Source organism: Nesterenkonia populi, from assembly GCF_007994735.1.
GTDB classification, from domain to species: Bacteria; Actinomycetota; Actinomycetes; order Actinomycetales; family Micrococcaceae; genus Nesterenkonia; species Nesterenkonia populi.
This window is the reverse complement of the sequence record NZ_VOIL01000001.1, coordinates 1,319,059-1,344,578: the sequence shown is the minus strand read 5'-3', so window position 1 is coordinate 1,344,578 and position 25,520 is coordinate 1,319,059. Positions and strand designations below refer to the sequence as shown.

At 68.4% G+C, this 25,520-nt stretch carries 27 protein-coding genes; 1 reads left to right on the top strand and 26 read right to left on the bottom strand.

All coding sequences use genetic code 11. The annotated features are described in order from the left end of the window. Positions 1 to 219: 219 nt before the first annotated feature. The 4 genes from FWJ47_RS06255 to FWJ47_RS06240 all read right to left on the bottom strand — a co-directional run bounded on the left by FWJ47_RS06255 (position 220) and on the right by FWJ47_RS06240 (position 4,898). Positions 220 to 870 carry a hypothetical protein gene (locus FWJ47_RS06255; protein WP_147105625.1) on the bottom strand — a complete coding sequence of 217 codons (651 nt, stop codon included), beginning with the start codon at positions 868 to 870 and terminating at the stop codon, positions 220 to 222. 179 nt (positions 871 to 1,049) lie between these two features. Next, positions 1,050 to 2,804 carry a DUF4012 domain-containing protein gene (locus FWJ47_RS06250; protein ID WP_170228505.1) on the bottom strand — a complete coding sequence of 585 codons (1,755 nt, stop codon included), beginning with the start codon at positions 2,802 to 2,804 and terminating at the stop codon, positions 1,050 to 1,052. A gap of 27 nt (positions 2,805 to 2,831) precedes the next feature. Further along, positions 2,832 to 4,208, bottom strand: coding sequence for a tyrosine-protein kinase domain-containing protein (locus tag FWJ47_RS06245; RefSeq protein WP_147105619.1), 1,377 nt, complete (start codon positions 4,206 to 4,208; stop codon positions 2,832 to 2,834). A 99-nt stretch (positions 4,209 to 4,307) separates the two neighbouring features. Beyond that, on the bottom strand, positions 4,308 to 4,898 hold the full coding sequence (locus tag FWJ47_RS06240; RefSeq protein WP_147105616.1) for an arsenate reductase/protein-tyrosine-phosphatase family protein: 591 nt from the start codon (positions 4,896 to 4,898) through the stop codon (positions 4,308 to 4,310). A 74-nt stretch (positions 4,899 to 4,972) separates the two neighbouring features. Between FWJ47_RS06240 and FWJ47_RS06235 the strand changes: the two genes are divergently transcribed. Next, positions 4,973 to 5,809 carry a CPBP family intramembrane glutamic endopeptidase gene (locus FWJ47_RS06235; protein ID WP_147105613.1) on the top strand — a complete coding sequence of 279 codons (837 nt, stop codon included), beginning with the start codon at positions 4,973 to 4,975 and terminating at the stop codon, positions 5,807 to 5,809. On the opposite strand, the gene csrA is transcribed toward FWJ47_RS06235, so the two are convergent. The 22 genes from csrA to fliF all read right to left on the bottom strand — a co-directional run bounded on the left by csrA (position 5,806) and on the right by fliF (position 25,518). Beyond that, positions 5,806 to 6,081, bottom strand: a complete 276-nt coding sequence (csrA, locus tag FWJ47_RS06230; protein ID WP_147105611.1) for a carbon storage regulator CsrA — start codon at positions 6,079 to 6,081, stop codon at positions 5,806 to 5,808. The two genes, FWJ47_RS06235 and csrA, sit on opposite strands and share 4 nt — an antisense overlap. A gap of 96 nt (positions 6,082 to 6,177) precedes the next feature. Further along, positions 6,178 to 7,116 (bottom strand): hypothetical protein, encoded by a 939-nt coding sequence (locus FWJ47_RS06225; protein ID WP_147105608.1) that lies wholly within the window; start codon positions 7,114 to 7,116, stop codon positions 6,178 to 6,180. Beyond that, positions 7,091 to 9,088, bottom strand: a complete 1,998-nt coding sequence (locus FWJ47_RS06220; RefSeq protein WP_246126323.1) for a flagellar biosynthesis protein FlhA — start codon at positions 9,086 to 9,088, stop codon at positions 7,091 to 7,093. The genes FWJ47_RS06225 and FWJ47_RS06220 overlap by 26 nt, the downstream gene beginning before the upstream one ends. A 53-nt stretch (positions 9,089 to 9,141) precedes the next feature. Beyond that, entirely contained in the window at positions 9,142 to 10,239 is a 1,098-nt protein-coding gene (locus FWJ47_RS06215; protein ID WP_147105603.1) for an EscU/YscU/HrcU family type III secretion system export apparatus switch protein, read from the bottom strand. Continuing rightward, complete coding sequence (locus FWJ47_RS06210) at positions 10,240 to 10,998, bottom strand: flagellar biosynthetic protein FliR (RefSeq protein WP_147105601.1); 759 nt, start codon at positions 10,996 to 10,998, stop codon at positions 10,240 to 10,242. 19 nt (positions 10,999 to 11,017) lie between these two features. Then, positions 11,018 to 11,290: a flagellar biosynthetic protein FliQ gene (locus FWJ47_RS06205; protein ID WP_147105598.1), complete on the bottom strand. Its 273-nt coding sequence runs from the start codon at positions 11,288 to 11,290 to the stop codon at positions 11,018 to 11,020. 8 nt (positions 11,291 to 11,298) lie between these two features. Continuing rightward, positions 11,299 to 12,000 carry a flagellar type III secretion system pore protein FliP gene (gene fliP / locus FWJ47_RS06200; protein ID WP_425466004.1) on the bottom strand — a complete coding sequence of 234 codons (702 nt, stop codon included), beginning with the start codon at positions 11,998 to 12,000 and terminating at the stop codon, positions 11,299 to 11,301. An 11-nt stretch (positions 12,001 to 12,011) separates the two neighbouring features. Then, positions 12,012 to 12,488 (bottom strand): flagellar biosynthetic protein FliO, encoded by a 477-nt coding sequence (locus FWJ47_RS06195; protein ID WP_170228504.1) that lies wholly within the window; start codon positions 12,486 to 12,488, stop codon positions 12,012 to 12,014. Between the two features lies 1 nt (position 12,489). Continuing rightward, on the bottom strand, positions 12,490 to 13,251 hold the full coding sequence (gene fliN, locus FWJ47_RS06190) for a flagellar motor switch protein FliN (RefSeq protein ID WP_147105592.1): 762 nt from the start codon (positions 13,249 to 13,251) through the stop codon (positions 12,490 to 12,492). Between the two features lie 7 nt (positions 13,252 to 13,258). Then, on the bottom strand, positions 13,259 to 14,176 hold the full coding sequence (locus FWJ47_RS06185; protein WP_246126183.1) for a flagellar motor switch protein FliM: 918 nt from the start codon (positions 14,174 to 14,176) through the stop codon (positions 13,259 to 13,261). Between the two features lie 48 nt (positions 14,177 to 14,224). After that, the gene (locus FWJ47_RS06180; protein WP_147105590.1) at positions 14,225 to 15,115 is read right to left on the bottom strand and encodes an OmpA/MotB family protein; all 891 of its coding nucleotides are present in this window, start codon (positions 15,113 to 15,115) and stop codon (positions 14,225 to 14,227) included. Further along, positions 15,115 to 15,921: a motility protein A gene (locus tag FWJ47_RS06175; RefSeq protein ID WP_147105587.1), complete on the bottom strand. Its 807-nt coding sequence runs from the start codon at positions 15,919 to 15,921 to the stop codon at positions 15,115 to 15,117. The genes FWJ47_RS06180 and FWJ47_RS06175 overlap by 1 nt, the downstream gene beginning before the upstream one ends. Next, a complete protein-coding gene (locus tag FWJ47_RS06170; RefSeq protein WP_147105582.1) occupies positions 15,921 to 16,148 on the bottom strand; it encodes a flagellar FlbD family protein in 228 nt (75 codons plus the stop codon). The genes FWJ47_RS06175 and FWJ47_RS06170 overlap by 1 nt, the downstream gene beginning before the upstream one ends. A gap of 70 nt (positions 16,149 to 16,218) precedes the next feature. Next, the gene (locus FWJ47_RS06165; protein ID WP_147105579.1) at positions 16,219 to 17,361 is read right to left on the bottom strand and encodes a flagellar hook protein FlgE; all 1,143 of its coding nucleotides are present in this window, start codon (positions 17,359 to 17,361) and stop codon (positions 16,219 to 16,221) included. A gap of 79 nt (positions 17,362 to 17,440) precedes the next feature. Next, positions 17,441 to 17,935 carry a flagellar hook assembly protein FlgD gene (locus FWJ47_RS06160; RefSeq protein WP_147105576.1) on the bottom strand — a complete coding sequence of 165 codons (495 nt, stop codon included), beginning with the start codon at positions 17,933 to 17,935 and terminating at the stop codon, positions 17,441 to 17,443. A gap of 15 nt (positions 17,936 to 17,950) precedes the next feature. After that, positions 17,951 to 19,546, bottom strand: coding sequence for a flagellar hook-length control protein FliK (locus FWJ47_RS06155; protein ID WP_147105573.1), 1,596 nt, complete (start codon positions 19,544 to 19,546; stop codon positions 17,951 to 17,953). Further along, positions 19,543 to 20,346 carry a C40 family peptidase gene (locus FWJ47_RS06150; protein ID WP_147105569.1) on the bottom strand — a complete coding sequence of 268 codons (804 nt, stop codon included), beginning with the start codon at positions 20,344 to 20,346 and terminating at the stop codon, positions 19,543 to 19,545. Before FWJ47_RS06150 ends, FWJ47_RS06155 begins: the two co-directional genes overlap by 4 nt. Beyond that, entirely contained in the window at positions 20,343 to 20,774 is a 432-nt protein-coding gene (locus FWJ47_RS06145; RefSeq protein WP_147105566.1) for a flagellar FliJ family protein, read from the bottom strand. Before FWJ47_RS06145 ends, FWJ47_RS06150 begins: the two co-directional genes overlap by 4 nt. After that, a complete protein-coding gene (locus FWJ47_RS06140) occupies positions 20,774 to 22,186 on the bottom strand; it encodes a FliI/YscN family ATPase (protein ID WP_147105563.1) in 1,413 nt (470 codons plus the stop codon). The genes FWJ47_RS06145 and FWJ47_RS06140 overlap by 1 nt, the downstream gene beginning before the upstream one ends. After that, positions 22,183 to 22,833, bottom strand: coding sequence for a FliH/SctL family protein (locus tag FWJ47_RS06135; RefSeq protein ID WP_170228503.1), 651 nt, complete (start codon positions 22,831 to 22,833; stop codon positions 22,183 to 22,185). The genes FWJ47_RS06140 and FWJ47_RS06135 overlap by 4 nt, the downstream gene beginning before the upstream one ends. After that, the gene (fliG, locus tag FWJ47_RS06130; protein WP_147105556.1) at positions 22,823 to 23,845 is read right to left on the bottom strand and encodes a flagellar motor switch protein FliG; all 1,023 of its coding nucleotides are present in this window, start codon (positions 23,843 to 23,845) and stop codon (positions 22,823 to 22,825) included. The genes FWJ47_RS06135 and fliG overlap by 11 nt, the downstream gene beginning before the upstream one ends. Continuing rightward, a complete protein-coding gene (gene fliF / locus FWJ47_RS06125; RefSeq protein ID WP_246126182.1) occupies positions 23,842 to 25,518 on the bottom strand; it encodes a flagellar basal-body MS-ring/collar protein FliF in 1,677 nt (558 codons plus the stop codon). Before fliF ends, fliG begins: the two co-directional genes overlap by 4 nt. Between the last annotated feature and the right edge of the window lie 2 nt (positions 25,519 to 25,520).

Genomic DNA, 25,520 nt, shown 5'->3' with positions numbered 1-25,520 from the left:
CCCTCCGCACGTCCATGCCTGTGCTCATCCAGTAAGACACCCCTCGACAACACGCCTCAACAAGCCAGCACTATGACCATTCAGACATCACCTAGGTAAGACTTTAACTCTAAACCAATATACAGGACATTGGGGTTGCGTAGGCTCCGGATGACAAAAGTGGCCGTCCACTCACCTAAGAGCAGACGGCCACTTAAAAAGACTAAAACTAGTGTGAGGTCAGACCTGCGCCTCCCGCTTGCGCACCGAACGCGCCGCGAGAATGGCACCTCCGCCGAGCAGCAGAGCGCCGCCGCCGACCAGAAGGCCCATTGCAGCACCATCTACACCAGTGGTGGCAAGCTCTCCATCACCGACGGGACCGGAAGCTTCTGTATCCCCAGCCTGGGCACCATCTGCACCGCCGGCTTCAGCAGCGGGGACTTCAGAACCATCTGCAACGCCAGCTCCAGCAGTGGGGGCCTCAGCACCTGCGGCAGCAGCACCATCAACAGTGAGAGTCACAGTGTCCACGGCACCGCTCTCCACACCCACAGCAGTGAGCTCGTAGGAGCCGGAAGCCTGACTGTTGAGAGTCACCGTCACACTCGCAGCGCCCTGTGCGTCCGCAGTGGTGGTGGTGCTGGTGCTGGAGACTTCTCCAACAGCAGCCAAGCTCTGGGATGCGCCGTTGATACCGGTCAGTGTGACCTCGACCGGCTCCCCTGGCTCGAACACCGGAGCGAAATCAACAGAAATGGGAACATCGATCGTGACAACAATGACGTCATCAGACGGGGTCGGAGCGTAAGCGAAAGCAGGGGCAGGGGCGAGGGCAATGGCACCTGCAACACCGGCTACTGCGAAAGCCTTTGCGATGATCTTCTTCATCAGGTCTACCTCAAATATTTTAGGGGGATGATCACATCAGCGCGTCTCTCACCGAGCCGCCAGTTGTACGCCGCTGCCCCCGAAAGTTCCTCTCCGGTGACTGGCAATTGCAAATCTACAGAGGCGGAGGTAGAAAAATCAAGTGTTACGAACCAGAAGTTGCTGAGGCTGCATCGCCGTCAGCAGCCCGTCGGAACCTCGAAGTCCTCCAAAACCGGTGTCGAGACAATGTCGAGGGTGCTGCCGGTCCTCGGACGCACGCGGACATTGAGCATTTCGTCCTCTCCCGGAGCCAGGTCAGATGTCCACTCCAGCACAGGTCGCCCGCCGTGCTCGCCGATCAGCTGAGCCTCATCAGGGGTCTCTCCCAGTTCAGCGCCTTCGGGCAGATAAATATGGGCGACTGTGCGAGTAATGCCCCGAGGAACTCCGCTTGCGGTCTCCTCCGCACCGTCGAAAGCAGCCAACAGGTAGTCCGGATATTCGGTGATGTCTTCGGGCGCATCGTTTCGCAGGCCTACCTGCAGCGCGGCTGTGCCGTCGCCGCACCACGCGGCCCGGGACCCAGCCGCCATGTAGTAATTCAGTTTGGTGCCGCCACCCTCGTTGAAGTAGACGCCGAAAGCAGTGGTCTCATCATCACTGGAGGGCATTTCCCCCGCCACTTGTGTGCCTTCCAGCAGCGCCTGCTCCTCCTCGTCCGCGCTCCAGACCAGCAGACGTCGCTCATCAATGGCTCGGGTGATTGCTTGCATAGAGGCCGCCGGGTCGGCGTCACCTCCGAGCAGCGCGTCGAATATGGCATCTGAAGCGACGGCGAAGAACACGTCCTGCTCCGCAGGGTCCTCATACCGGAGGTAGACCTCGTTCAGCAGCAGGTCGACCACATTGTCACTGGTCAGCACATCGCCCGTGGGAAGCTCCACCGGGCCCGTCGCCTCCAGAATGTACGAGAGCGCCACCGGATCCGTGGCGATCGCCCCGGACGGACTGCCGCCCTCCTCATCCATCCAGAACTCCCGGGCCACCTGGGCGCCCTCCGCGAAGTCCGGAATCATCGTCGGGTTCTGCATATAACGAGCAGGACGGTCACCGAAGATCATCTCCGTCTCAAACTCCAGAGGAGTGATCGCCTCATCCCGGCTCTGGAAATCAGCGCCCGGGATCTGATCCGTGAAATCAATCTCCCCGTCGACGGCCGTGATCTGGATGACCTGCCCCACGATGCCGCCCTGCGAACGCCACTCAGCGTTGTTCTGCAGCAGCAGCAGGTGCTCCCGCTCCCCCTCGGCTCCCAAGAAGCCAGGCAGGAGCGCCGTCGCGCGCGCAGTTCCCTCCAGCGTGGGCTCAAGCTCCGCCAGAAGGCCATCGACCTGAGCCGTTCCCTCACGCAGCGGCCCCACTAATGGCCGAGGATCGAGTGAGTCGACACGCTCACGAGCACTGCTCACGGAGACGAGTGCCGCCTGGATCTCCGCATCAAGATCGCTGATCGCGGCGACATCAATACGCCCATCACGAGGCTGCAGAGCGTCCAGCCCCTCCCCGGCCCGGGAAGCCGCCGCGAGCCCGTCCCCCGCAAAGTCGTCAAGAGTCTCAGTCAGCGTGCGGGTGGCATGAAATTGAGGCCCCACCCAGGGAATCTCCTCAGCCAACGACCAGACGGGCCCGCTCGTCCTCCCGCGGGCAAGTGCGAGCTCACCCTGCAGCTCATCAAGCTGAGACGTGTCACCACTCAGCACAGCCTCAGGCTCCAAGTTCGCCGCCACCTGCTGAGCCCGCTCCACATGAGGCAAAGCACGTGCAGCACTGATGCCAGCCCACGCCAGGACAGCCACGATGCCCACGGCAGCCGCAAGGACGGCTGCGAGCAGGACACGCCCGGCCACCACTTGGGGAGCCGCCCTCTCCCGTCGCTCTCTCTTACGTGCCATCGCGCTCATCCTATGGGAGTGCTGCCGTCAGCCAGCGCGATTATGGCCGTACCCGTAGCCATACCCATAGCTGTAGTTGTAGCCGAAAGCATGCGCCCCCCGGGTGGGGACCATCGTCAACGTCAAACCCGCCACTCTCGCGCCGACGTTGTTCAGGCTCTCCAATGCCTGGCCCAGCTGCTGCCGGTTAGTGCGCGACGCGGAGACCGCGAGAATAGCCCCAGCCGTCTCCCTGGCCAAAATGGCGGCATCCGTCACGGGGAGCAGCGGCGGAGCATCAATGATGACCACATCGGCACCGTGCGCCACGGTCTCGAGCAGCTCCTGCATCTGGGAAGACCCCAAAAGCTCACTCGGGTTAGGGGGAATCATTCCCGCCGGCAGCACGAGCAGAGGACGGTCTCCCCACTGCTGAAATACGTCCTCCACCTGGGCCCGTCCAATCAGCACGTCAGTCAGACCCACCCCACCCTCAATGCCGAGGTACTCGGCCACCTTCGGCTTACGAAGGTCCCCATCAATGAGAACTGTGTTCTTGCCAGCATCCGCTAGAGCGATCGCAAGATTGACCGCGGTGGTGCTCTTCCCCTCAGCGGGAATGCTGGAGGTCACGGTGAAGACCTTGCCTCCATCGAGCTCAATGAACTGCAGGTTGGTGCGCAATGAGCGAAAGGCCTCACTGCGAGGGTTCTGCGGATCCTCCATCATGATGATGGGCCGGGACTTGGCCTGCGGGTCCAACGGAATCGCTCCGATCACCGGCTGATCCGTCACCTGCTGCACATCACGCAGAGAACGAATACGCGTGTCAAGGGTGGAGCGAAGAACTGCAACCCCCACCCCGAGAGCCAGACCAACAAGCGCCCCGAGCGCTACGTTTAATGGAATCTGCGGCCAGGAGGGACTCTCCGGAGGCTCAGCCTGAGTCACCTCAGTAATGTTCACCGGCGCGTCATCAGCCCCTGGAAGAGTCTCAGCCTGATTCACCGCATCAGCCAAGCTGACTGAAACGGTGTCGGCGATCTCAGCCGCGTGATCAGGATCCTCATCAGTCGCAGTCAGGCTGATGATCGTGGTGTTAGCGCTGTTGTCCACCTCAATACGCTCCGCGAGGTCCGCGGCAGAGATGTCCAGGCCCAGCTCCCCGATCACCGGATCCAGCACCCGCGGAGTCAGAGCAAGCTCCACATAAGAAGCCATACGGTCCTGGGTATAGCTCTGACCCTGCTGCTGTTCCCCGATGCTCTCCCCCGCCTGAGAGGAGACCATCACGCGGTTCGTGGATTCATACAAGGGTGTCTGCGCCAAAGAATAGGTGGCCGCCGCACCGGAGCCCAGAAGCATCAACGCGACAATGATTATCCAATTCTGTCGCAGAATCTGAAGGTAATCGCGAAGCTCCACGTGTTCCTTTCTTCCCTCAACGAGCGTGTACGCCCAGGCTCAGAGAGCATCCTCCCACACGAACTCGGGACAACCGCGCTCCTCGGCCCACATGACGCGCTACGGTCCCACAGCTGCGCGGACGAATCGCTCCACCTGGTCCAGGGCCGGCAGCAGCTGACGGGCCTGCTGCTGATACACCGCGTCCTTCTGACGGTAGGGATCCACCACATCATCCATCGCGAGATCCTCAGGCGGGCCGACCACACCGCGGCGGTTGGCCAGCATGCGCAGCGCAGCCCGGAGCCGTCCCCGGGGGTCAGACCCCACCGCAGACTCAGCGATCTCCCCCTCGGAGAGGCCCTCCCCCAAACGACCAAACTCACGGACCGTGAACGCCCGCCGCAGCAAAGTCGGGCTCAGCTCCACCGCAGCGCGTCTGTGATCACGCGTCATCGCCAGCACAAGGTCCGCCTCGGCTGCGATGCGCTCCGTCAGGCGCCGGGCACGGTGGGTCTCAACATCCTCCGGCCGGGCGCCGGCGGACAGGGCCAGCTCCGCCGTCTGCGGAGTCAGCGGATCCCCCACCAGCGCCCCAGAGCCAGCACTGGAAACTTGTGCCCCCAGGTCCGCGAGGCGCCCTCGCAGTACGACGTCCGCCAAAGGCGAGCGGCACACATTACCCGTGCAGACGGTGAGGATCTGAATCATTCCGGGGGCCTCCTGAAAACCTGCAGCGACGAAAACCACAACCAGGGCAGCCGCTCTCGGGTAGATTTACATGCGTGGAGTCCCAGAATAGCGGCGACGTCGAGACCGATAACCCTCAGTCTGAGGTGAACCTTTTCACGTCACATCGTGTGAAACAGGTTCTGCCTGTCGCAGAAGAGGAACTCCGCCCGACGGAGCGCCAGGCACGGAGCACCCGCACCTGGCTCGACGGCAGCTCCACCGCCCGCGCTTGGAACCGGACCGTCCTCGCCTACGCCGCCTTCTTCGTGGGGGCGGCCGTCGTCCTCTCTGTGCTCGCCCGGACCTACCTGGACGCACCCACAGGGCCCATGGTGTCCTTTCTGGTGCTCTGGGCGGGAATGGCAGCGCCAGTTGCTGTCGCTATAGCCCGTTCGCGCCCCCGCGGGCTCTTCAGGTTCCGGTGGACGGACATCCTCTGGGGGCTTGCACTAGGATTTCTCCTGCGTGTCTTTCAAGGCTGGCTCGAGGTCGCGGCAGGCAGCCCCGGGGGGATCCCCGCCTACCCCACGCTCGACGGAAACCTCGGCGCCCTGTGGTTCCTGACAGGACTTCTCGGCCCCGTGCTGATGCTCCCCCTCGTCGAAGAACTTCTCTTCCGCGGCGTCGTACTCGTCACCGTCTACCGGACCGCCCGGCGCGGCCTTGAGGCGGGGATCCTCGCCGTCGTCGCCTCCAGCGCCACCTTCGTGGCAATGCACACCGTCAACGGCATAAGCCGTTGGGACGAGCCGGTGTACCTCTTCCTACTAGGCACGACATGCGGCTTCCTCGTCCTGTTCACAGGACGGATCTGGGGGGCCGTACTCGTACATATCGTATTCAACGGGATGTGGGTCCTGCTCGCACTGACGGGGACCGCACTAGCCTAAGACTCCGGCTCGCCGTCCTCTCCTGAGCCCTCATCCCGTCGAGGCGCGATGCCGAAGAGGGACTTCAGGGCGGCTTCGGCGCTCGAGCTGCTCTTGGCGGACTCAAGGTTCTCATCCGCGACGGCGAGGACGATCTCCTGCCGCTGGACCCGGATGTGCCGGGGGGCATCGATGCCGATCTTGATGCCGTCCTTGCGGACATCCAGCACCGTCACGGTGATCTCATCCCCAATGAGGATCTGCTCCCCCACCTTCCGCGTCAGCACCAGCATGAGACCACCCTATCCGCAGCGCGTCTGCTCAGACATCCCATAGGACGCGCAGGGACGCTGCCGCTTCTGTCCGTCCGGCGTCCGAATCGGCACGTCTTAGGACTGATAGACCGGCACTCCCAACTGGTGGCCCGTCTCCGGAGTGAGTGTCTGATCCGTGCCGAGAAGGATGATCCCGTCCACCGCCCGGTGCTCAGCCAGCACCGCCAGCCACATCCGCACATCATCCGGCTTATGCCGGACATCCACTGCGGCCCACATCTGGTCCGCCTCCTCGACCACGGGCGCGGCTGCACCGCTGCGCACCCCCTTCCGGGGAAATTCCAAAGACACGGGCGCCACCACCGGCACACCGTATGCCACCGCCTGGGCGCGCACCTGTCGCAGCTCCCTGCGCAGCTCATGCAGGGGTCGGCCCTCAAACCGCCCAGGGTCCCACGTCCGGGCATCCAGGCCCGCGTCCAGAATCCGGACCCCCAGCGAGGCGTCGGCCCCCAAACCAGCAACCACCACCAGAGCCCCGGCGCCCCTCATCGGGATCGGGGCAGCGCCCTTCCCCGCAGGAGCCGGCGCCGCCGCGCCAGGGTCCTTCAGAGCACGCCACAGGTCATCCATCATCCGGCCGAAGTCCTCGTCCTCAGCCTCACCAGCAGGCAGCCTCCCCCGCACCTTCAGCCGCTCCGAGGGCGTCGCCGGCGTCTGAGCCTGCGCCGCCTCGATCATCTCCGGGGCGATGTCGACGACGTCCTCCACCTCGTCCTGACCCGCCGCAGCCTGTGCGTCGGGCTCTTCACCGGCGGACCCGGAGCCGGGCTCCAGCAGGCGTCCCTCCCCCAGAGGTCCGGGGGCCTCGGCAGGCTCTCCGCCGACCTCCACCTCCGCCTCGTAGTAGGCGCGCCCGAGGAGCCGGCCCACGCCGGTCGCGCTGATCCGCTCCGATGAGACGATCCGGGCAGTGGGCCCATGCTTCTCCACCGCCTGCGCACCCAGCTGGGCCAGCGACGGACCCCTAAGACGGTATCTGTTCGGTTCCACGGATCACTCCTACGGTCTCAATATCGGCACCAACAGCCGAAGCCTCCTGGTAGGAGAGCACCGGAATTCCGCCCGCCTGCGGCGACACCAGACGCCGCACCGAAGGCCGCAGCGCCGGCGCGCACACCAGCACCGCCGACTGGCCCCGGGCCTCCACCTTCGCCACGGTGTCCCGCACCGAGGCGTGCACCGTCTCGATCCTTGCCGGCTCCAGCACAATCTGGCTTCCGCCCTCGGCCGGGCGCAGCCCCTCCAGCATCGACTGCTCCAAGGTGGGGTCCAGCATGATCACACGCAGCCGGCCCTCCTCCACATACTTGTCCGCGATCGCCGGTCCCAAAGCAGCGCGGGCCGCCTCCACCAGCTTCTCCGGCTCGGCGGAGGACTTCGCCTGCAGAGCCAGGGCCTCATAGATCCGCTGAAGGTCGTTGATGCTGACCTGCTCCTCCAGCAGCCCCTGCAGCACCCGCTGGATCTCCGCCAGGGACAGCGGCTGCGGGGTGAGCTCCTCCACGGCGGCCGGGTTGGTCTCCTTCAGCGCATCGGTCAGCACCCGGACGTCCTCGCGGGTGATCAGACGCCAGGCATGCCGCTGGATCAGGGTGGAGAGATGCGTGACGACCACGGAGGTGCGGTCGATCGTCATCGCACCGGTCAGCTCCGCATTGTGCCGCAGCTCGGCCGGAACCCACTTGCCCTGCAGGCCGAACACCGGTTCGAGCAGGGACTCGCCCGGCAGCCCGTCCAGGTTGTCGCCCAGGGCCAGGATCTTTCCGCGCGGAACTGTGCCGCGCCCGGCCTCCACACCGGCCAGACGGATCGCGTACCCGGAGGGCGGCAGCTCCACCGAGTCACGGGTGCGCACCGGCGGCACGAGGATCCCCATCTCCAGTGCAAGGCGCTTGCGCAGCGCCTTCACCCGGGCCAGCAGGTCGTCCCCGCCCCCGCCGACGATGTCGACCGTGTCCGGGGACAGCTGGATCTCCAGGCTGTGGACCTTCATCTGCTCGATGAGATCCTCCGTGGTCTCCTCCGGGACGCGGCCCGCCTCTGCCTCAGCGGCATGCTCGGCATCGGCGGCCTCCTTCAGCGACTGTCTGCGGATCCACCAGGCTGCGGCGATCAGGGCGACGCCCACCGCGAAGAAGGGGAGGGCCGGCATCCCCGCGATCAGCCCGATGACGATCGCGGCGATGCCGGCCACCAGCAGCGCTGCCTGCGACTGGGTCAGCTGCTGGTGCGCCGTTGAGCCGAGGTCCGTCTCCGAGTTGGCGCGGGTGACGATCATTCCCGTGGAGACCGCCATCAGCAGCGCTGGGATCTGGGTGGCCAGACCGTCGCCCACTGTCAGCAGGGCGTAGGTGTTCAGCGCCTCCTGGGCGGACATCTGGTTGACCATCATGCCGATCGCGATGCCGCCCACCAGGTTGAGCAGGGTGATGACGATGCCGGCGATGGCATCGCCCTTCACGAACTTCGATGAGCCGTCCATCGCACCGTAGAAGTCAGCCTCCGCGGCAATCTCCTCACGACGACGCCGGGCCTCCTTGTCAGTGATCAGCCCGGCGTTGAGATCGGCGTCGATCGCCATCTGCTTGCCCGGCATCGCATCCAGGGTGAAGCGGGCTCCCACCTCAGCCACGCGCTCGGCGCCCTTGGTGACCACCACGAACTGGATGACCACCAGGATCAGGAAGATCACGAACCCCACAATCAGGGACCCGCCGACGGTGATCTGCCCGAAGGCGCCGATCACCTCCCCGGCGTACCCGTTGCCGAGCACGAGCCGGGTGGAGGCCACGTTGATCCCCAGGCGCAGCAGCGTCATCACCAGCAGCAGCGAGGGGAACACGGAGAAGTCCAGGGGCTTCCTGGCGAACATCGTGGTCATCAGCACCAGGATCGCGCCGATGATGTTGATGACGATCAGCACATCCAGCACCTGGGCCGGAATGGGAACCACCAGCAGCATGGCGATGAGCACCACGCCCAACGGCACCGCGAGCTTGGGGAACGCGCTCAGCTTCACAGCACACCCCCTGACGTGCGCTCCGGCACCGTGTGCACCCCGGCCGCCGATCCGCGGCGCTTCAGCGCCGTCACAAAGGCCAGCACCCTGGCCACAGCGGTGAAGTGCTCCACCGGAACCTCCTGTCCGAGCCTGCATTCGGTGTGCAGGGCCCGGGCCAGCGGCACGTCCCTGACGATCGGCACGTCCTGGACGGCAGCCTCCTCACGGATGCGGGCAGCCAGCAGGTCAGCTCCCTTGGCCACCACCTTCGGGGCCGACTCCCCCTGCTTGTACTTCAGCGCCACCGCCACGTGGGTCGGGTTGGCGACGACGACGTCCGCATCAGCCACCGCCGCGATCATCCGGTTGCGGCTGATGTCCATCTGCCGGGAGCGGCGCTGCTGCTTGATCAGCGGGTCCCCGTCGGTGCGCTTGGTCTCATCCTTGACCTCCTGCCGGGTCATCATGGTGTGCTTCTGGTTCCGCTTCTGCACCACGACGATGTCGATGACCGCAAGCGCGACCCCGGCGAGGATCGAGGCGCCCAGCAGCATCATCACCCCGGTCCCGGCCGAGGAAAGCAGGGAGGACAGCGGCATGGATCCGGCGGTGAGAAGCTGGGGCACCAGCATCTGCACCACCGCGAAGATCATCAGCCCCACCGCCAGGGTCTTCAGCAGCGCTTTGACGCCCTGCCAGACCGCCTGGACCCCGAATACCTTCTTCAGCCCGTTCACCGGCTGCAGGTGCTCCGTCTTCAGCTTGAACTTCCGGAAGTGCACACCGCCCTGCAGCGCCGCCGCGGCGAAGACCCCCATGAGAGTGGCGAGCATCAGCGGCCACAGCACGCCCAGGATGGAGCTCATCCCCTCTGCCAGCAGCGCCAGGGCGGCCTCCGGCTCGGGGCTGCGGCTGATCTGCCGCACCGCGCCCAGCTGCTCCTGCCCGGCGTCCCAGGCGGCGAAGAGGACAACCGGCATCATCGCCGTCGCAGCACCGATCCCCACCCAGGCGGTCAGATCCTGGGAGCGGGAGAGACGCCCCTTCTCACGGTTCTCCTTCTGCCGCTTGGGGGTGGCCTTCTCCGTCCGCTCGCCGGCCGGCTCGCTCACCTAGATCACCCCCCGGAAAAGCTCGATGCCCTGCCCCACGAGGCTGTTGACCGCCGCGGGCAGCACCACGAACACGGTCCCGGCCAGGGCGATGGTCAGGAAGATCTTCAGCGGGAAGCCGATGGTCAGCACGTTCAGGGCCGGCGCCACGCGGGTGAGCAGGCCCAGCCCGGCGTCGGCCAGGAAAAGCACCAGCAGCAGGGGCCCGGCGATCTCCAGGGCGGAGAGGAACATCTGTCCGACGCCGGAGGCCAGGCTCTCCCCCAGAGCGGAGGTGCTGATCGCCGCGCCCAGGGGCAGCGCGTCGAAGGAGCGGAACATCCCCGCCATCACCACCAGGTATGCCTCCGAGGAGACCATCAGGGCCAGGGCCGCGAAGTAGAACAGCTGGGAGAACTGGGCGCCGTTGACGCCGGTGGCGGGGTCGAACATCATCCCCAGGGAGAAGCCGCCCATCAGGTCGATGAACCCGCCGGCTGTCTGCACCGCCGCGAACATCAGGTAGACCAGGAATCCCAGGGCCGCGCCGGAGACCAGCTCCTGGACCAGCGCGGCCACATACTCCCAGGTGCCCAGCGGCTCGTAGGCCTCAACGGCCCGGGGCGCAACCGCCAGGGCGAGGGTGAAGCCCATCGCCCCGCGGATGCGCATGGGGATGCTGCCGTGGCTGAACGGGGGCGCGATGACGATGAACGCGGTGATGCGCACCGCGACCAGCAGTGCGGCCTCCATCCAGTGCAGCGGCAGCTCAATCTCCATCCGGCGTGCTCAGCTCCCCTCAGATCTCCAGCAGGGAGGGAAGCCGGTCGAAGAGCAGGTGGGTGAACTCCACCAGCTCGGTGATCATCCAGTGCCCCGAGACCAGCAGCGCCAGCCCCACGGCGAGCGCCTTGGGCACAAAGGTGAGGGTGACCTCCTGGATCTGGGTCATCGACTGGAAGAGGCTGATGGCGAAGCCGACGAGCAGGGAGGTCAGCAGCAGGGGCGCAGCCACGGTGGCGGCGGTCACGAGTCCGGCGAGGCCGATGTCCAGCACAGCATTGGTGTCCATGGGGTGTCCTAGTTGTAGCTTCCGACGAGTGCGGTGACGATCAGGCCCCAGCCGTCCACCAGGACGAAGAGCAGGATCTTGAAGGGCAGGGAGATCATGACCGGGGGCAGCATCATCATGCCCATGGACATCAGGGCGGAGGCGACCACCAGGTCGATGATCAGGAACGGGATGAAGATGACGAAGCCGATGATGAACGCGGCCCGCAGCTCGGAGAGCATAAAGGCAGGGATCAGGGTGGTCAGCGGGACGTCCTCGGGGCTGGTGGGGTTGTCCATCTCCGCGGCCCGGTGCATCAGGGCGATGTCCTCCTCCCGGGTGAAGGCGACCATGAACCCGCGCAGCGGCTCGGATCCCTCCTCCAGGGCCTCCTGGAAGGTGATGTCGCCGTCGGTGTAGGGGCCGACCGCCAGCTCGTTGATCTCGGTGAGGACCGGGGCCATGATGAACATCGAGAGGAACAGCGCCAACCCGGCGAGGACCTGGTTCGGCGGGATCATCGGGGTGGAGAGCGCGTTGCGGGTCAGGGCGAGGACCACGAAGATCTTGGTGAAGCTGCTCATCATCAGCAGCAGGGCCGGCGCCACCGAGAGCAGGGTGACGGCGATGAGCATCATCACCGCAGAGTTCGGCTCGCCGTCTGGTCCGTTGATCTCGATCGAGACGGCCAGGGGCAGCTGGTGCCCGGGGAGCACCACGCTGACGGGCAGGGCTTCGAGAGTCACTGCTGCCTTCCCCGCCGGATCGCCTCAGCCGCCTGCCGCCAGGTGCTCGGCGCGAAGATCGTGCCGTGCAGCCGGGAGCCAGCACCCGTCTGGGTTGGCGGCTGGGGGCTGCTGACCGGCACGAGCTCATGGGAGGTGTGGGGGTTCGCCTGGGCGAGCTCCGCCTCGAAATCAGCTTCCGGCAGCTGCTCCGGCTCGGAGGCCTCGGCCTCCTCGGCGGCATCAGCTGCGGCATAGCTGTCGAGCAGGCTGACCGACTGCTCCGAGAGGCCCAGCACGTACCGGGTGCCGTCCACGTCCACCACGGCGACGGCGGCCTTGGCGGCAAGGCCCTGCCGGTCGACCACTCTGATCAGCCGGCGCTGGCCCGTCCCGCCCCCGCTGCGGTAGAACCGTCGGCCCACGAACCAGATCAGGCCGAGGACGGCCGCCAGGGCGACCGCGACGCGCAGGAACAGGAACAGCTCATCCACTTCAGGCAGCGCCCTCCGCAGCATCCAGGATCCGGGTGATCCGCACGCCGTAGTCCTGGTCCATCACCACCACTTCGCCCTGGGCGATCAGGCGCCCGTTCAGGCGCACATCGGCTGGTGCGCCTGCGTTGCGGTCCAGCTCGATGACCGCGCCGGGCTCCAGGTCCAGGGCCTCCCGCACGGAGACCCGGGTGCGTCCGATCTCCACGGTCAGGCCCATGTGGACGTTGTGCAGACGGGAGAGGCGGGAGGCCACGTCGCCGGTTCCGCCGCCCTCGGAGGCTTTCAGCCCGTTCTGGTTCGGGGCGGGAGCCCCAGCTCCGCTGCCCCCAGCAGCGCCGGAGTCGTCAGCATCCCTCAGGCGGACCGCGTACCAGCCCACAGCGCTGCCGCCGGTCTCCAGCACGTAGAGCCGGGCGGCGTCGTCCTGCAGCAGGGTGCGGGCGGTGGAGGGATCGGCTGCGGAGAGCACCCCGGTCCCCAGGGCGCTGGAGGCAGCCTCGAACGCAGGCCGGAGCACGTCGTCGAGGGACACCACATTGGGGTCCAGCTGCTCGGAGCCGCCGAGAACCGAAGGGTCCAGGTGCACCGCCATGTCAGCGGAGGCCTCCCCCACCAGGGTGGTGAGCGCCACGGAGCCGGCCCCGGTCAGCTCAGCGGAATCGCGAGGACCCTCCGCGGGCTCAGCGCTGACCGCGGAGGTCACCGGCAGCGCTGCGGCCAGGGCGGCCGCGGAGTCGTTCAGGGCAGCAGACTTCGGCATGGGGTGCTCAGCTTTCTTCTCGGGAGGCGACGACGGCGGCGATGCGGCCCGACTGCTTGCCTGCGGCCGCGGTGCCCACTCGCTGGCCGTCCGCAGTCAGGTGCAGGGGCCGGTGGGCCGGATGCTTCAGGCGGAGGACATCCCCCTCCATCAGGTTCAGGATCTGGTCCGGGGTCACCGGGGTCTCCCCCAGGGCCAGGGCGAGCTCCATCGGCACGTGGACCAGGTGCCCTCCCATATGTGTTCGGGCGTGCTCGGCGGGCTCCGCCTGGGATACCTCGCCCAGCTGCGGCACCACCGCCGCAGCCGGCAGCGCCAGGGAGGCTTGGACGGTGTGGCCCCCCACCTGCACGCTGAACTCGGCGGTCACCATGACCTCCGACTTCGCGGCTGCCTGGGCGAACTGAGCGTTGTAGTGAATGGTGTCCAGGCCGATCTCAGCGTGCAGCAGTCCGCCCAACGAATAATGCAGGTCCTCGAGCGTCTCGGAGACCAAGCTGCGCACCAGCGTCTGCTCGATCCGGGTGAACTTCCGCTCCTCGGCCTGATAGGTGCCCGGGGACCCGAGGATGTGGGAGACCCAGTTCAGCGCGCCGGCGGCGGGAAACTGGAGCACCCCGCTGGGCTCGGACCCCTCGATGCCGCAGAGAACCATCGTGGTGGTCGGGGGCAGAGAAGCCACGTACTCGTCATAGGTCTTCATATCCACCGACTGGTGGGTGACCGAGGAGAGCACCCGGACCCGGGCGGTCAGCTGGGTGCCCCACTGCCGGGCGAAGGTCTCAAAGGCCAGCTCGAGCGTCCGGGCGTGCTCACGAGTCAGCGTGGTGGGACGCCGGAAGTCGTACAGCATCGGCGGACGGCCCGCCGCGACCTCCTGCGGACTGCGCACAGCACCGGTCTTCTCACTGAGCGTATGGGTCACAAGGCCTACCATCGGCGGGCCCGCACCCCCCGTTAGCGTGCGGCCGGATCAGTCTGAGGCCTCCAGCAGGGCTTCAAGGGACAGCTCCTCCCCCGCCTGTGCGGCGTCACGGATCTCCGGCAGCAGCTCACGCACCTGGTCCGGCTGGTCGGAGAGGATGCTCACATCCACTCGGCGGTTGCGCCACAGCTCCTCACTCATCGGATGCTCGTGCCCGTACCCCACGGAGACGATCCGGGCCGGGTCCACGTCGCCCTCCTCCACCAGCTGCCGCAGGGCCGAGGTGGCGCGGGCCGAGGAGAGCTCCCAGTTGGTCGGGTAGGTGTGCAGCGGCTGCCGCTCATCGGCGTGCCCGCCCACCTCGAAGAACCGGTCCGTGGGAGCTATCACCGGGGCGACGATCCCCATGATGTCCACCCCCTCCTCGCTGAGAGTCGACTCGTAGGGATCGAAGAACGTCTCCGCGCCCACCAGGTGCACGTGCAGGCCCTGCTCGTCCAGGGTGAAGTCCACGCTCTCCTCGTGCCCGGCCTCCTCCAGCCGGAGGCGCAGCTGCTGCTTGAGCTCCATGAGGTCGTCGTACTCCTGCTGGGCGATGACCAGTTCGTCCTCAAGCTCTTCGGCGTCCTCGTCCTCCTCGAAGATCGTCAGGTCCTCGTCCCCGGCGAACTCCTCGGAGATCAGCAGCCCGGTGTCCTCCACCAGCTCCGACTCGTCCCGGCCGAACCCGGTGGCCAGGGAGAGCCGCAGCGCCTCATAGCGATCCTCGTCCACGGTGGACATCGCGTACAGGACGATGAACAGGCACATCAGCACCGTGACCACGTCCATGTAGGAGGCCATCCACCGGTCCGGGTTGTCCCGGACCTCCTCGCTTCTGCGACGCGACCGGGCCCGGCGGGGGCTGCCGCTGCGGATGGCGCTGCCCTCCCCGGCCATCAGGCAGGCTCACCCTCCGGAGCCGGCTCCTCGGCCTTCTCGCCGCCCTTGGAGGCCAGCTCGCTGCTGGGAACCATGGAGGAGAGCCGCTCCTGCAGCAGCATGGGCTGACTGCCCTCCTGGATGGCCAGCAGCCCCTCCATAGTCACATTCATCTCCTGCTGCTCCAGCTCGGAGAGCCGGCCCAGCCGTGCCCCGATGGGCAGCCACATCAGGTTGGAGGAGACCAGCCCCCACAGGGTTGCGACGAAGGCTGCAGCGATCATCGAGCCCAGCCGCTCCGGCTCGGTGAGGTTCTCCAGCGCCTGGGTCAGGGCGACCACAGTCCCGATGACCCCGATGGTGGGCGCGTAGGCGCCCATGGTGGTGTAGAACTTGGCCGGGACCCGGTCTGCGGCTGCCTTGGTGTCGATATCGTCCTCGAGCTGCTGGCGCAGCGCTTCGCCGTCCACGCCGTCGGCCAGGGACTGCAGCCCGGCGGCGAAATAGGGGTCCTCCTCCCCCTGAGCGTGGGACTCCAGGGCGAGGAATCCCTCGGCGCGGGCAACGCCGGCCAGCTCCACCAGCTTGTCGATCCGCTCCGCCACCTTGGGCTTCTTGCCCAGCAGGGCTTTGGGGATGCCTCTGATGCACACGCCCAGGTCCTTGATGGTGCCGGAGGCCACCGCCACGGCGATGGTCGCTCCGAACACGAAGATCATGGGGGCCGGCAGCAGGATGGAGAAGGGGCTGGCGCCCTCCATGATGAGCATGGCGAACATCGCCGCGAAGGCGATGATGATGCCGATGATGGTTGCCGGGTCCATCAGGAGTCCCCCTCGGACCCGGCGTCGGCCGAGGCGGCCGCCGCCGAAGCGACCACCGCTGCGCGATGCTCAACGATCAGGCGGATCACCTCTCTCATGGGCTCGGTCACCACATAGCGCTCACCGTTGACCATCAGAAGCACCGTGTCCGGGTGCTCCTCGATGCGTTCGATGAGGTCTGGGTTGACCGCAAAGCGGCTCTGGTTGAGCCGGGTCACGACGATCATGTTCAGGGTCCCCTTTCAGGTCCCACTGTCGGCCCGGTCAGTGCTCGCGGTTAGCGCCCGAGGCGTGCCGTCATCGTTTGATGTTGGCCAGCTCCTGCAGGACCTCGTCCGAGGTGGTGATGATTCGGGCGTTGGCCTGGAATCCGCGCTGGGCGACGATCAGGTTGGTGAACTCCTGGGAGAGGTCCACGTTGGACATCTCCAGGGCCCCGCCCACCAGGGATCCCGCACCGCCGGCGCCGGGCTGGACGAAGTTGATGCCGCCGGAGTTGGCGGTGACCGTGTAGCCGGAGCTTCCGACCTTCTCCAGGCCTTCAGGGTTGTCCACCTGGCCGAGCACCACCTGGGCGATGTCGACCGAGGCGCCGTTGGAGAACTGGCCGGTGAGGGTACCGTCCGGCCCCATCGTGTAGGACTGCAGCACACCGGCGCCTGAGCCGTTCTGGGAGGCGATGGAGACGCTGTCCACCCCGGCGTAGGTGGTCACGCCTGTGAGGTCCACGTCGATGCCCCCCACGCTCAGACCGCCGTCCAGGCTTCCGGCGGCGGTGGCGCCGCCCACGGAGCCCGCGACGTCCCAGCCGCCTGCGGTGCGGGTGAAGGTGAGGGTGAGGTTCTCGCTGGTGCCGTCCTCGGTGAAGACCTCACGGTCCAGGGTCCGGGTCTCCCCCGCCTCCGCGTCGGAGGGGAGGTTGCCCTCCACCTCGGCGGCCGTGGTGGCGGTGCCGCCCACCGTCATGTTCGGGGGCAGCGTGATGTCCTGCAGAGCACCGCCGGCCGGAACCTCGCCGTCGACGCCCATTCGGCCCTGCACGATTCCGCCGTCGGGGCTGGTCAGGCGTCCCTGGGAGTCGAAGCTGAACGAGCCGGCGCGGGTGAGGATCTGCTCGCCGCCCTTGTTGAGGACGAAGAAGCCGTCGCCGGAGATCATCATGTCGGTGGCGACGTCGGTGCGCTGGCTCGCGCCCTGGGTGAAGTTGGTGCTGGTGCCGGCCACCTGCACGCCGAGGCCGATCTGGGCGGGGTTCTGGCCGCCGGCGCCGGCGCCGCCCGCGGCTGCGCCCTGGGTGATCTGGCTGAGGGTGTCCTGGAACTGGGTGGACTGGCCCTTGTAGCCGGTGGTGTTGACGTTGGAGATGTTGTTGCCGGTCACGTCCAGCATGGTCTGGTGGGAGCGGAGGCCGGAGATGCCGGAGTTCATGGAGCGAAGCATTGGTTCAACCTTTCAAAACGGGTGTCAGCGCCCTGCGGGCTGCGCGGTGGTCTGTGCGGGAGGAGGTCAAGGCGGGTGTCTAGTCCTCCTCGCTGATGGGTGCGGCGACGGCGGCGATGCTGGAGTACGGCACGGGCTCGCCGTCGATGGCGACCATGGGCTCCTCTCCGTCGAAGGAGACCCCGGTGACCACTCCCGTGGTCGGCTCCTCGCCGTCGGGGCCCTCCTCGGTGGTGGCGATCTGGCCGATCAGTCCGGCGGCCGCGGCCCGCTGGTCCATGGAGAGCAGCTGCTGCTGGGCCTCCGCCATGCCGCTCATCATGGAGCCCATCTGGGTGAGCTGCTCCATGGAGGCCAGCTGGGTGGTCTGGGCGATCATGTCGTTGGTGTCCATCGGCGAGGACGGGTCCTGGTTGGCGAGCTGGGTGACCAGCAGGTGCATGAACACCTCACCGTCCATCTCCTGGCGCAGCTCGCGCGGCTGGGGGGACGGGCTGGGCCCGGTGCTGATGGCGTCGCTGATCAGCCCCGGGTCGATGCCCGGGGGTACGGAGGGAGCAATAGCGTCTGGCATGTTTCTCTCCTTCTCTCAGACCATCAGGTCCAGGCTGCCGGGGATGTGCTGGGCCCGCGGGCCCGAGGGGTCTGGTTCGAGCGGCAGGGGAGCCGCCTCAGGCTCAGGCTCGGCGAGCGCCTCCTCCGGCGCGGCGGGGGCGTCATCGCCCGGACGGCGGCTCAGCTGTTCGCGGTCCTGGGCCTGGGCGTCCATCAGCTGCTGATCCGCGCTGCGCTGCTGCTGGCCCTGCTGGGAGGAGCCCGACGGCGCGGGGGCCTCCTGGTCGGAGATGCTCACCTGGGAGGCCCCGGTGCTGACGCCCATGCCTGCGAGATCGCGGCGCAGGTCCGCGACGATGCCGCGCAGCGCCTCACGGCCCTGCTCGTGCGGGGCGAAGAGCTCAATCCGGAGCCCCTCGCTCGTCATATGCGCACGGACGGTGACCGGCCCGAGGCTCTCCGGCGCGACGCGGATGGTCATGGTCCGCTCGCCCGCCCCGGTGCTGACCAGCTGGGAGGCTGCCTGGGAGACCGGTGTGCTGAGCTGGGCGTTCAGCGGCTGGGGCACCGGCTGCGAGGAGGCGCCTGCCGAGCCGGCTGCGTGCGCGGCGGGGGTGCCCTGCGCCTGCGGGGCGAGCGCCGGAGCGGCGTCCGCGCCGCTGACCTGCTGGGTCGGCGCAGACGATGCGGCACCGGTCTGCTGGCTGCCGGGCTGAGCTGAGGACGGCGGAGCGGAGGAGCTCTGAGCATCGCCCGGCCGGGGCGACTCAGGGCGCCGGTCTGCCGGACGGAGGTCCCCCTCCTCAGGCTGGCCATTCTTGGCCGCCGGGGCTTCTGCGGTCTGCACCGACGGATCCTCTGCGGTCTGACCATCCTCGGCGACGGCGGGCTCCTCCGCGGAAGGCATGCCCTCAGGGGAGGGCTCATCATCGGCCGCCGCGGCGTGCGGGGGCCTGTCAGTGCGCGCCGGGCTCGTCTCGAGGGCGGCTGTCTCCTCGGCCCCGTCTGCCTGCTCAGCGTCATCAGCTGCTTCAGCCCCCGGGACCTCGTCAGCCCCCTCAGCCTCCGGGACGCCGGAACCTGCTTCAGCGGCGTCGTCGGCCTGCTGCTCCTGCGAGCCGCTGCTCGTCGGCAGAGCCGGCGACTGTTCTCCCTCCTGGGTGTCTGACACCAGCGGGTCAGCGTCAGGATCGGCCTGCAGAGCGTCCTCGCTCTCGGCCTCGGGCGTCTCTTCGTCCTCATCAGCCGGCGCCTCGGGAATCTCTTCGGCGAGTGCTTCGAGGGCCTCAGGCTCTGCGACGAGGACCGTGGACGTCTCCTCGGTCTCCAGCACAGCGAAGCCGCTGCGAGGTCCGGCATGCAGGGCTGCGAGGAACGCACGGCGCAGCCCCTCGGTCTCCGCGCCGGCCCCGTGGTGCTCGTCCTCGGCGGCCGCGGCGTCCTTCAGCAGAGCGGCGAGCGCCTGCTTCGGGCTGCCTTCGCCCTCGCGGTCCTCAGCGCTGTCATCTCCAGAGACGGCGCCGAGCAGCCGGGAGAACGCCTCAGCGTCCCCACGAGTGCGGGCGGCGGCCTTGACGGCAGCGCCCGGGTCCGCGGGGGCCGCCGCGAGAAGGTTCAGCAGTGTGCTCATGCGCCGGCTCCTGACATCTGGGATTCGAAGCTGCTGCGGTCAGCCGAGGCGGCCTGCGCGGCCGCTGAGGCCGCGGCTTCGGAGGGGGAGTCCGCCAGGCGGCGGATGGTCATGATGTTTCCGCTGATCGGCTCGGTGACCACGCTGCGGCCGGGGCGGGGCGAGTGCGTCCATTCGCCGTCGCCAGCGTAGACGCCGATGTGCCCGCCGTTGCGGGTCACGATCAGGTCACCCGGCTCGGCCTCTGAGAGGGAGGCGACCTCGCGGCCCTGCCGCGCCTGGTCGGCGGCGACCCGGGGCACGCTGATGCCCAGCTCGCCCATCACGATCTGCACCAGCCCGGAGCAGTCCAGCCCGCTGCTCGGACTCGTGCCGCCCCACCGGTACGGGACCCCGTGGTGCTGCTGAGCGGCGGCGAGCACGTCATTGCCGGTGACCCCTCCGGAGGATCTGCTGCCTGCCGCCGCGGTCACTCCGGAGGACGACGATGCCGCAGCTGCGCCGCTCGCCGAGGGGGACGAGCCCGCGGACCCGGGGCTGCGCTGCTCGGAGGCGAGGTCCTCGGCGAAGCTGAGCACACGCATCAGCGCCTCGAAGTCCGTTCCCGAGCCGGCGGCTCCGGCGGTGGGCTGGGGGCCGCTGCCGGAGGCACGGGCGAAACCCTCCGCCAGGCCGCTGCCGCCGCTGGACGAGGACGAGCCCTGGGCCGGCTGGGCGGAGCCGGCCTGCGGCTGGGGGTGGAACCCGCCGATGGTGCTCTCGATCTGGCCGATGCGGCCCATCGCTGAGGTGAAGGTCATCGTGTTCCTTCCTCGTCGGTGCGCGCCAGCCTCTGGGCGGCCTCGTCAAGCACGGCCTGCTCGGCGGCGAGCTGCTCATAGGCAGCCTGCTGGTCATGCCTGGCCTGCAGCTTCTCCACGACCTTCAGCCCCCGTCTCGCCTGGGCATACTCGGACTCCGCCTCGTGCTGCTCATCACGGACCTGCTCGGCGTAGGCGTAGAGCTCGTCGAGCATGCTGCGGGCAGAGGCCCGGGAGGCGGCGACTGCCAGCATCGACTCCGGCGGCCCGGAGGGCAGCTCGTGCTGCGCGGACTGCTGGCGGAACTTCTCCAGCCGCTGGTTGGTGCGCCGGACCTTCTCATTGGCCTCGAAGAGCCGCCCCGCGGCGTCGGCCTCGCGCAGGCTGCGGACCCGCAGAAGTCCGGAGAGCGGAAACATGCGTGCCATCAGCCCTCAGCCCCCCATCGGCCCACCAGCCGGGACAGCCGCACCCAGGAATCAGCGGCCGAGGCCCTCTCCTCCAGCTCCTGCTGCAGGAAGCCGTCGATGGCCTCGGCATGGTCCACCGCAGTGTCCACCAGAGGCTGGGCGCCGCGCTGGTAGGCGCCCACATCCAGCAGGTCCTGCGCCCCGCGGCGCGCCGAGAGCACCTTGCGCAGACTCGCCGCGGCGGCCTTCTGCTCCGAGCTGATCACCCGGGAGGCCAACCGGGAGACGGAGCCGAGCACGTCCACCGGCGGATAGTGCCCGGCCACGGCAAGCCTGCGGTCCAGGACCACGTGCCCGTCGAGGAAGGAGCGGGCGGCGTCGGCCACCGGCTCGTTGTGGTCATCGCCGTCCACCAGCACCGTGTAGATGCCGGTGATGGAGCCGGCCTCGTCGGTTCCCGCCCGTTCCAGCAGTCGGGCCAGCAGGGAGAAGGTGCTCGGCGGGTACCCGCGGGTCGCCGGAGACTCCCCCACCGAGAGGCCGATCTCCCGCTGGGCCATCGCCGCCCGGGAGAGCGAGTCCATCATCAGCAGCACATCCTGGCCCGCCGCGCGGAACCACTCAGCGATCCGGGTCGCGGCGAACGCCGCACGCAGCCGCATCTGCGAAGGCTCGTCCGAGGTGGCCACCACCACGATGGACCGGGCCAGCCCCTCGGCGCCGAGATCATCCTCGAGGAACTCGCGCACCTCACGGCCGCGCTCGCCGATCAGGGCGATCACGTTGATCTGCGCCTCCGTGCCGCGGGCCGCCATGGAGAGCAGGGAGGATTTGCCCACCCCGGAGCCGGCGAAGAGGCCCATGCGCTGGCCGCGGCCCACTGAGGTCATCGTGTCCAGGCTGCGGATGCCCAGCTGCAGCTGCTCGGCGATGCGGCGCCGCCGCATCGGGTTCGGCGGGGCCTGGTCCAGCCCCACCAGCTCGTGCTCCCCGAGGGGACGGGTGGAGACGCCCAGCCCCTCAGCGTCGAGCGGGCGCCCGAGACCGTCGATCACCCGGCCGATCAGACCGGGCCCGGCGGGGATGAGGGACGGCTTCTCAGAGACGTGGACCTCGTCGCCGACGGCGACACCGCCCAAGGGGGCCAGGGGCATGCAGCGCAGCCTCTCCCCCTCTGCGGCGACCACCTCGGCAGGTGTTCGCCCGACCCCGATCTCGACCACGGTTCCCACCGGCACGGAGACTCCCATGCTCAGCCGGGCCGCGGCCCCCGAGGCGGCGGCCCGCCTGCTGCGGCTGGGCCTCAGCCCGCCGACCTCCACGCCCAGGCCGAGGATCCGGGTGACCTCTCCGGCCGGGGCCGGCCGGGCGGCCTGGACCAGAGCGTCGAGCCTCGCGGGAGTGTATGGGGCGGCGGGTGCAGCGATCATGCGGCAGCCTCCGGCTGGGCGGAGGACCCGCCCGGAGAGGCGAGTGCCTCCCGGCACCGCTGCAGGGCGGTGCTGATCCTGGCGTCGAGGAACCCTTCGGCGAGGTCGGCGACAGCATCCCCGGGTGCCAGCGCGGGGTCAGCGGCGGCCCGGACTCCTGCCTGCTGGGCCTGCTCGGCGATGAGCCGCGCCTCACGGGGGTTCATCCGCACCGCCCGGACGTCCTCCGGCTCGGTGTTCTCCAGCACGCGGCGCAGGGCGGACTCCGCGCAGTGGCGGCCGTCCTTCAGCTCGGCGCCGAGGATCGCCTCGGCGAGCTCCAGGGCTGCCGCTGTCAGGGAGCGGTCCACCGCCTGCACCGCCTCGAGGGTGCGGGAGGCGAGCGCGTCGGCGGCGTTGGTCAGTGCGGCGAGCTCGGCATCGTGCTCTGCCTGGGCCTGCTCCCGCTGGGCCTGCAGCCTGCGGGCGTGCTCGGCCTGCTGGGCACGGGCCTGCTCCGCGGCCACCCTCGCACCGGCGGCGTATCCGGCCGAGTAGCCCTGGGTGCGAGCGCGGGCACGCTCCGCCTCGATGTCTTGGGTGTCCACGACGGCACCGCCGAGGGTGGCAAAGCTCAGCGGGGTCAGGGCGGCCTGCTCAGCGGACAAGGGCATCCTCCTCCTCGAGCCGCTGCACAGTGATGGTGCCTGCGTTCTCCAGCTCGCGGATCTGGCGGACGACATCGGCGCGCGCCTCCTCCACCTGGGACATGCGTACCGCGCCGAGGGTCTCCATCTCCGAGTCGAGAATCCCCTTGGTGCGCTCGGAGACGTTGTCGCGGATGACCTTCTCCACCTGCTCCGGGGCGCCCTTGAGCGCCAGGGCGAGCACAGGAGGGTCGATGCCGCGCATGATCTGCTGCACGTCGCGCCGGTCGAACCTCACGAGGTCGGCGAAGGTCAGCATGCGGGCCCGGACCTCCTCGGCCAGCTGCTCGTCCCGGTCGGCCAGCTGCTCGAGCAACTCCTTCTCCACGGTGACCGAGGAGCGGTTGATGATGTCGACCAGCGGCTGCACTCCCCCGACGGCGGCGGCCGGCTCGCTGGGCGCCGCGGACGCTCCCATGCGCGACTTCAGCACCTCGGAGACCACCCGGACGGCGTCCGGCGACGGCGGCCCCATGGTGGCGAGGCAGGTCGCCACATCAGTGCGGCGGGAGGCGTCCACCCCGGAGAGGACCACGGAAGCCACGTCAGGCTTCAGGTGAGCGAGCACCAGTGCGACGGTCTGCGGGAGCTCCTCATAGAGGAGCACAGCAACCTGCTGGGGGTCCACGGATTCGAGGAACTCGAAGGACTTGCCGGCCATGGATGAGGCGAGCCGTCCCATGACGACGTCGGCCTGCTCCGCGCCGAAGGTGTCCTGCAGCAGGGAGGCGGCGAAGTCCTTGCCGCCGCGGGCCGCAGGGGCCCCTGACCGGATCGCGCGGTGGACCTCGGCCAGGACCTTCTCGATGGTGGGCCTGTCCACCCTGCGCAGACGGACGATCTCAGCGATGATCTCGTCCGACTCCAGCTCACTGAAGTGACGCAGCACCTCAGAGGCCTGCTGACGGTCCATCTGCATCAGCACCAGGGCGACCTTCTGGGTGCCGGTGAGCGTGACAGGAGCCTGACTCATGCCTTGGCCGCCTCCTCGTCCATCAGGGCCCGGAGGTGCTCGGCCATCCGTTCAGGATCCTGGGCAGCCAGGGCGTTGAGCTCGGCACGGCGCTGCACGGACTCCTCGTCGCCGGGATCTGCCGCGCCGCCGTCGTCTCCGGCGGGGCCGTGGTCCGAGGGCGGCAGGGCAGCTGCCCCTGCCGGCGGCGGCGGGATGGCTCCAGGCTGCTCTGCGGCGGCAGCCGGCGGAGCCCCGAGGGCCTCATAGGGATAGGACTCTCCGAGGTCCTCAAGCTCCTCGGCCTCCTGCTTCTTCCTCCGACGGAGGATCAGCAGGGCGGCGAGCAGCAGAAGCAGAAGCACCCCTGCGATGATCGCGCTGGTGAGGATCTGCTGGAACTGCTCCCGCTCGGCCTCCGCGGCAGCCTGCGCCTCGGCCTCGGCGAGAGCCTCCTCCGCCGCCTCGGCGTCAGCGGTGGAGAACGGGACGATGGAGACGTTCAGCGCGTCCCCCCGCTCATCGCTGAGGCCCGCGGCGTCGGTGACCATCGCGGTGAGGACCGGCATGTCCAGTCCGGCGGCGGCGCCCTCGTCCACGGCCACGGAGATCGACTGGCTGTTCAGCGCGCCGGCCGGGACCGTGGTGGTCTCGGTGACCTTGTTGATGGCGTTCTCGAGCTCCTCGGTCTCCGCGGTGTAGGTGCCTTCGCCGTCACCGCCTCCGGGGACGGCGATGTTGTCCGGGCCGAGGACGCCGGCCGCGCCCCCGCCGGTTCCGGTGTAGTTCTCCGAGGAGGAGGACTCGCGCAGGGCAGGGACCTCGTCGGGAGCCTCGAAGGTCTCCTCGAGGCGCTCGGCCGACTCCGGGTTCACATCTGCGGTCACCGCGACGGTGGAGTTCCCGCGGCCGACGACGGTGTCCAGCATGGCCTGCACCGATTCGGCCACGCGCTCCTCATATTCGGCCGCTGCCCCCGCGCCGGATCCGGAGGGGCTGTCCCCCACGGCGGCGAGCATGCCGCCGTCGGCGTCCACCACGGCCACGTTCTGCGGCTGCAGGCCGTCCACGGCGCCGGAGACCAGCTGGATGACCGACTGCACCTGGTTGTCGGTGATCACAGTGCCGGGAGCCGGATCCATGAAGATGGATGCTGTGGCGTCCTGCTGAGCGTCGGAGAACACGGTCTCCTCGGGAAGGGAGAGAATCACCGCTGCCGTCTGCACGGAGCTGAAGCCTTCGACAGTGCTGGCCAGCTCACCTTCCAGGGCTCGCTTGTAGGTCGCTGTCTGCTGGAAGTCTGAGGAGGTCACGCCCATGTCGTCCAGCAGCCCGTACCCTCCGCGGGTGGAGGCGGGAAGCCCGGCCGAGGCGGCCTGGATGCGGGCCTCGTACACCTGCTCCTCCGGGACGAGGACCGTGGAGCCGCCGGAGGCGAGCTCGTAGGGGACGCCGTCGGCGCGCAGCTGCTCAACGATCTCGGAGGAGTCCTCCGGGGCGAGGCCGGTGTACACAGGAGCCATGCTCGGCTGGGACATGAAGTGGTAGAGCGCGTACCCGCCGAGGGCGAGCACAGCAGCACCGATGATGGCCAAGGTCTTCTGGGCCGCGCTCCACCCGGCCAAGTGCTGCCGCACAGCGTCCATCGGGCTGGTCCTGGCGCCTGCGCTGCGGTCCGTCGTCGTCTCTGCCATGG

Excerpts from the sequence above, each read along its gene's own strand:
- FWJ47_RS06255 (WP_147105625.1), bottom strand. The coding sequence starts at position 870 with ATGAAGAAGATCATCGCAAAGGCTTTCGCAGTAGCCGGTGTTGCAGGT.
- FWJ47_RS06250 (WP_170228505.1), bottom strand. The coding sequence starts at position 2,804 with ATGGCACGTAAGAGAGAGCGACGGGAGAGGGCGGCTCCCCAAGTGGTG.
- FWJ47_RS06240 (WP_147105616.1), bottom strand. The coding sequence starts at position 4,898 with ATGATTCAGATCCTCACCGTCTGCACGGGTAATGTGTGCCGCTCGCCT.
- csrA (WP_147105611.1), bottom strand. The coding sequence starts at position 6,081 with ATGCTGGTGCTGACGCGGAAGGTGGGGGAGCAGATCCTCATTGGGGAT.
- FWJ47_RS06220 (WP_246126323.1), bottom strand. The coding sequence starts at position 9,088 with ATGCTGCTGGTGGTTCCCATTCCGGCCCAGGTGCTGGATGTGCTGATC.
- FWJ47_RS06210 (WP_147105601.1), bottom strand. The coding sequence starts at position 10,998 with ATGGAGATTGAGCTGCCGCTGCACTGGATGGAGGCCGCACTGCTGGTC.
- FWJ47_RS06205 (WP_147105598.1), bottom strand. The coding sequence starts at position 11,290 with ATGGACACCAATGCTGTGCTGGACATCGGCCTCGCCGGACTCGTGACC.
- fliN (WP_147105592.1), bottom strand. The coding sequence starts at position 13,251 with ATGCCGAAGTCTGCTGCCCTGAACGACTCCGCGGCCGCCCTGGCCGCA.
- FWJ47_RS06180 (WP_147105590.1), bottom strand. The coding sequence starts at position 15,115 with ATGGCCGGGGAGGGCAGCGCCATCCGCAGCGGCAGCCCCCGCCGGGCC.
- FWJ47_RS06175 (WP_147105587.1), bottom strand. The coding sequence starts at position 15,921 with ATGGACCCGGCAACCATCATCGGCATCATCATCGCCTTCGCGGCGATG.
- FWJ47_RS06170 (WP_147105582.1), bottom strand. The coding sequence starts at position 16,148 with ATGATCGTCGTGACCCGGCTCAACCAGAGCCGCTTTGCGGTCAACCCA.
- FWJ47_RS06165 (WP_147105579.1), bottom strand. The coding sequence starts at position 17,361 with ATGCTTCGCTCCATGAACTCCGGCATCTCCGGCCTCCGCTCCCACCAG.
- FWJ47_RS06160 (WP_147105576.1), bottom strand. The coding sequence starts at position 17,935 with ATGCCAGACGCTATTGCTCCCTCCGTACCCCCGGGCATCGACCCGGGG.
- FWJ47_RS06155 (WP_147105573.1), bottom strand. The coding sequence starts at position 19,546 with ATGAGCACACTGCTGAACCTTCTCGCGGCGGCCCCCGCGGACCCGGGC.
- FWJ47_RS06150 (WP_147105569.1), bottom strand. The coding sequence starts at position 20,346 with ATGACCTTCACCTCAGCGATGGGCCGCATCGGCCAGATCGAGAGCACC.
- FWJ47_RS06145 (WP_147105566.1), bottom strand. The coding sequence starts at position 20,774 with ATGGCACGCATGTTTCCGCTCTCCGGACTTCTGCGGGTCCGCAGCCTG.
- FWJ47_RS06140 (WP_147105563.1), bottom strand. The coding sequence starts at position 22,186 with ATGATCGCTGCACCCGCCGCCCCATACACTCCCGCGAGGCTCGACGCT.
- fliG (WP_147105556.1), bottom strand. The coding sequence starts at position 23,845 with ATGAGTCAGGCTCCTGTCACGCTCACCGGCACCCAGAAGGTCGCCCTG.
- fliF (WP_246126182.1), bottom strand. The coding sequence starts at position 25,518 with ATGGCAGAGACGACGACGGACCGCAGCGCAGGCGCCAGGACCAGCCCG.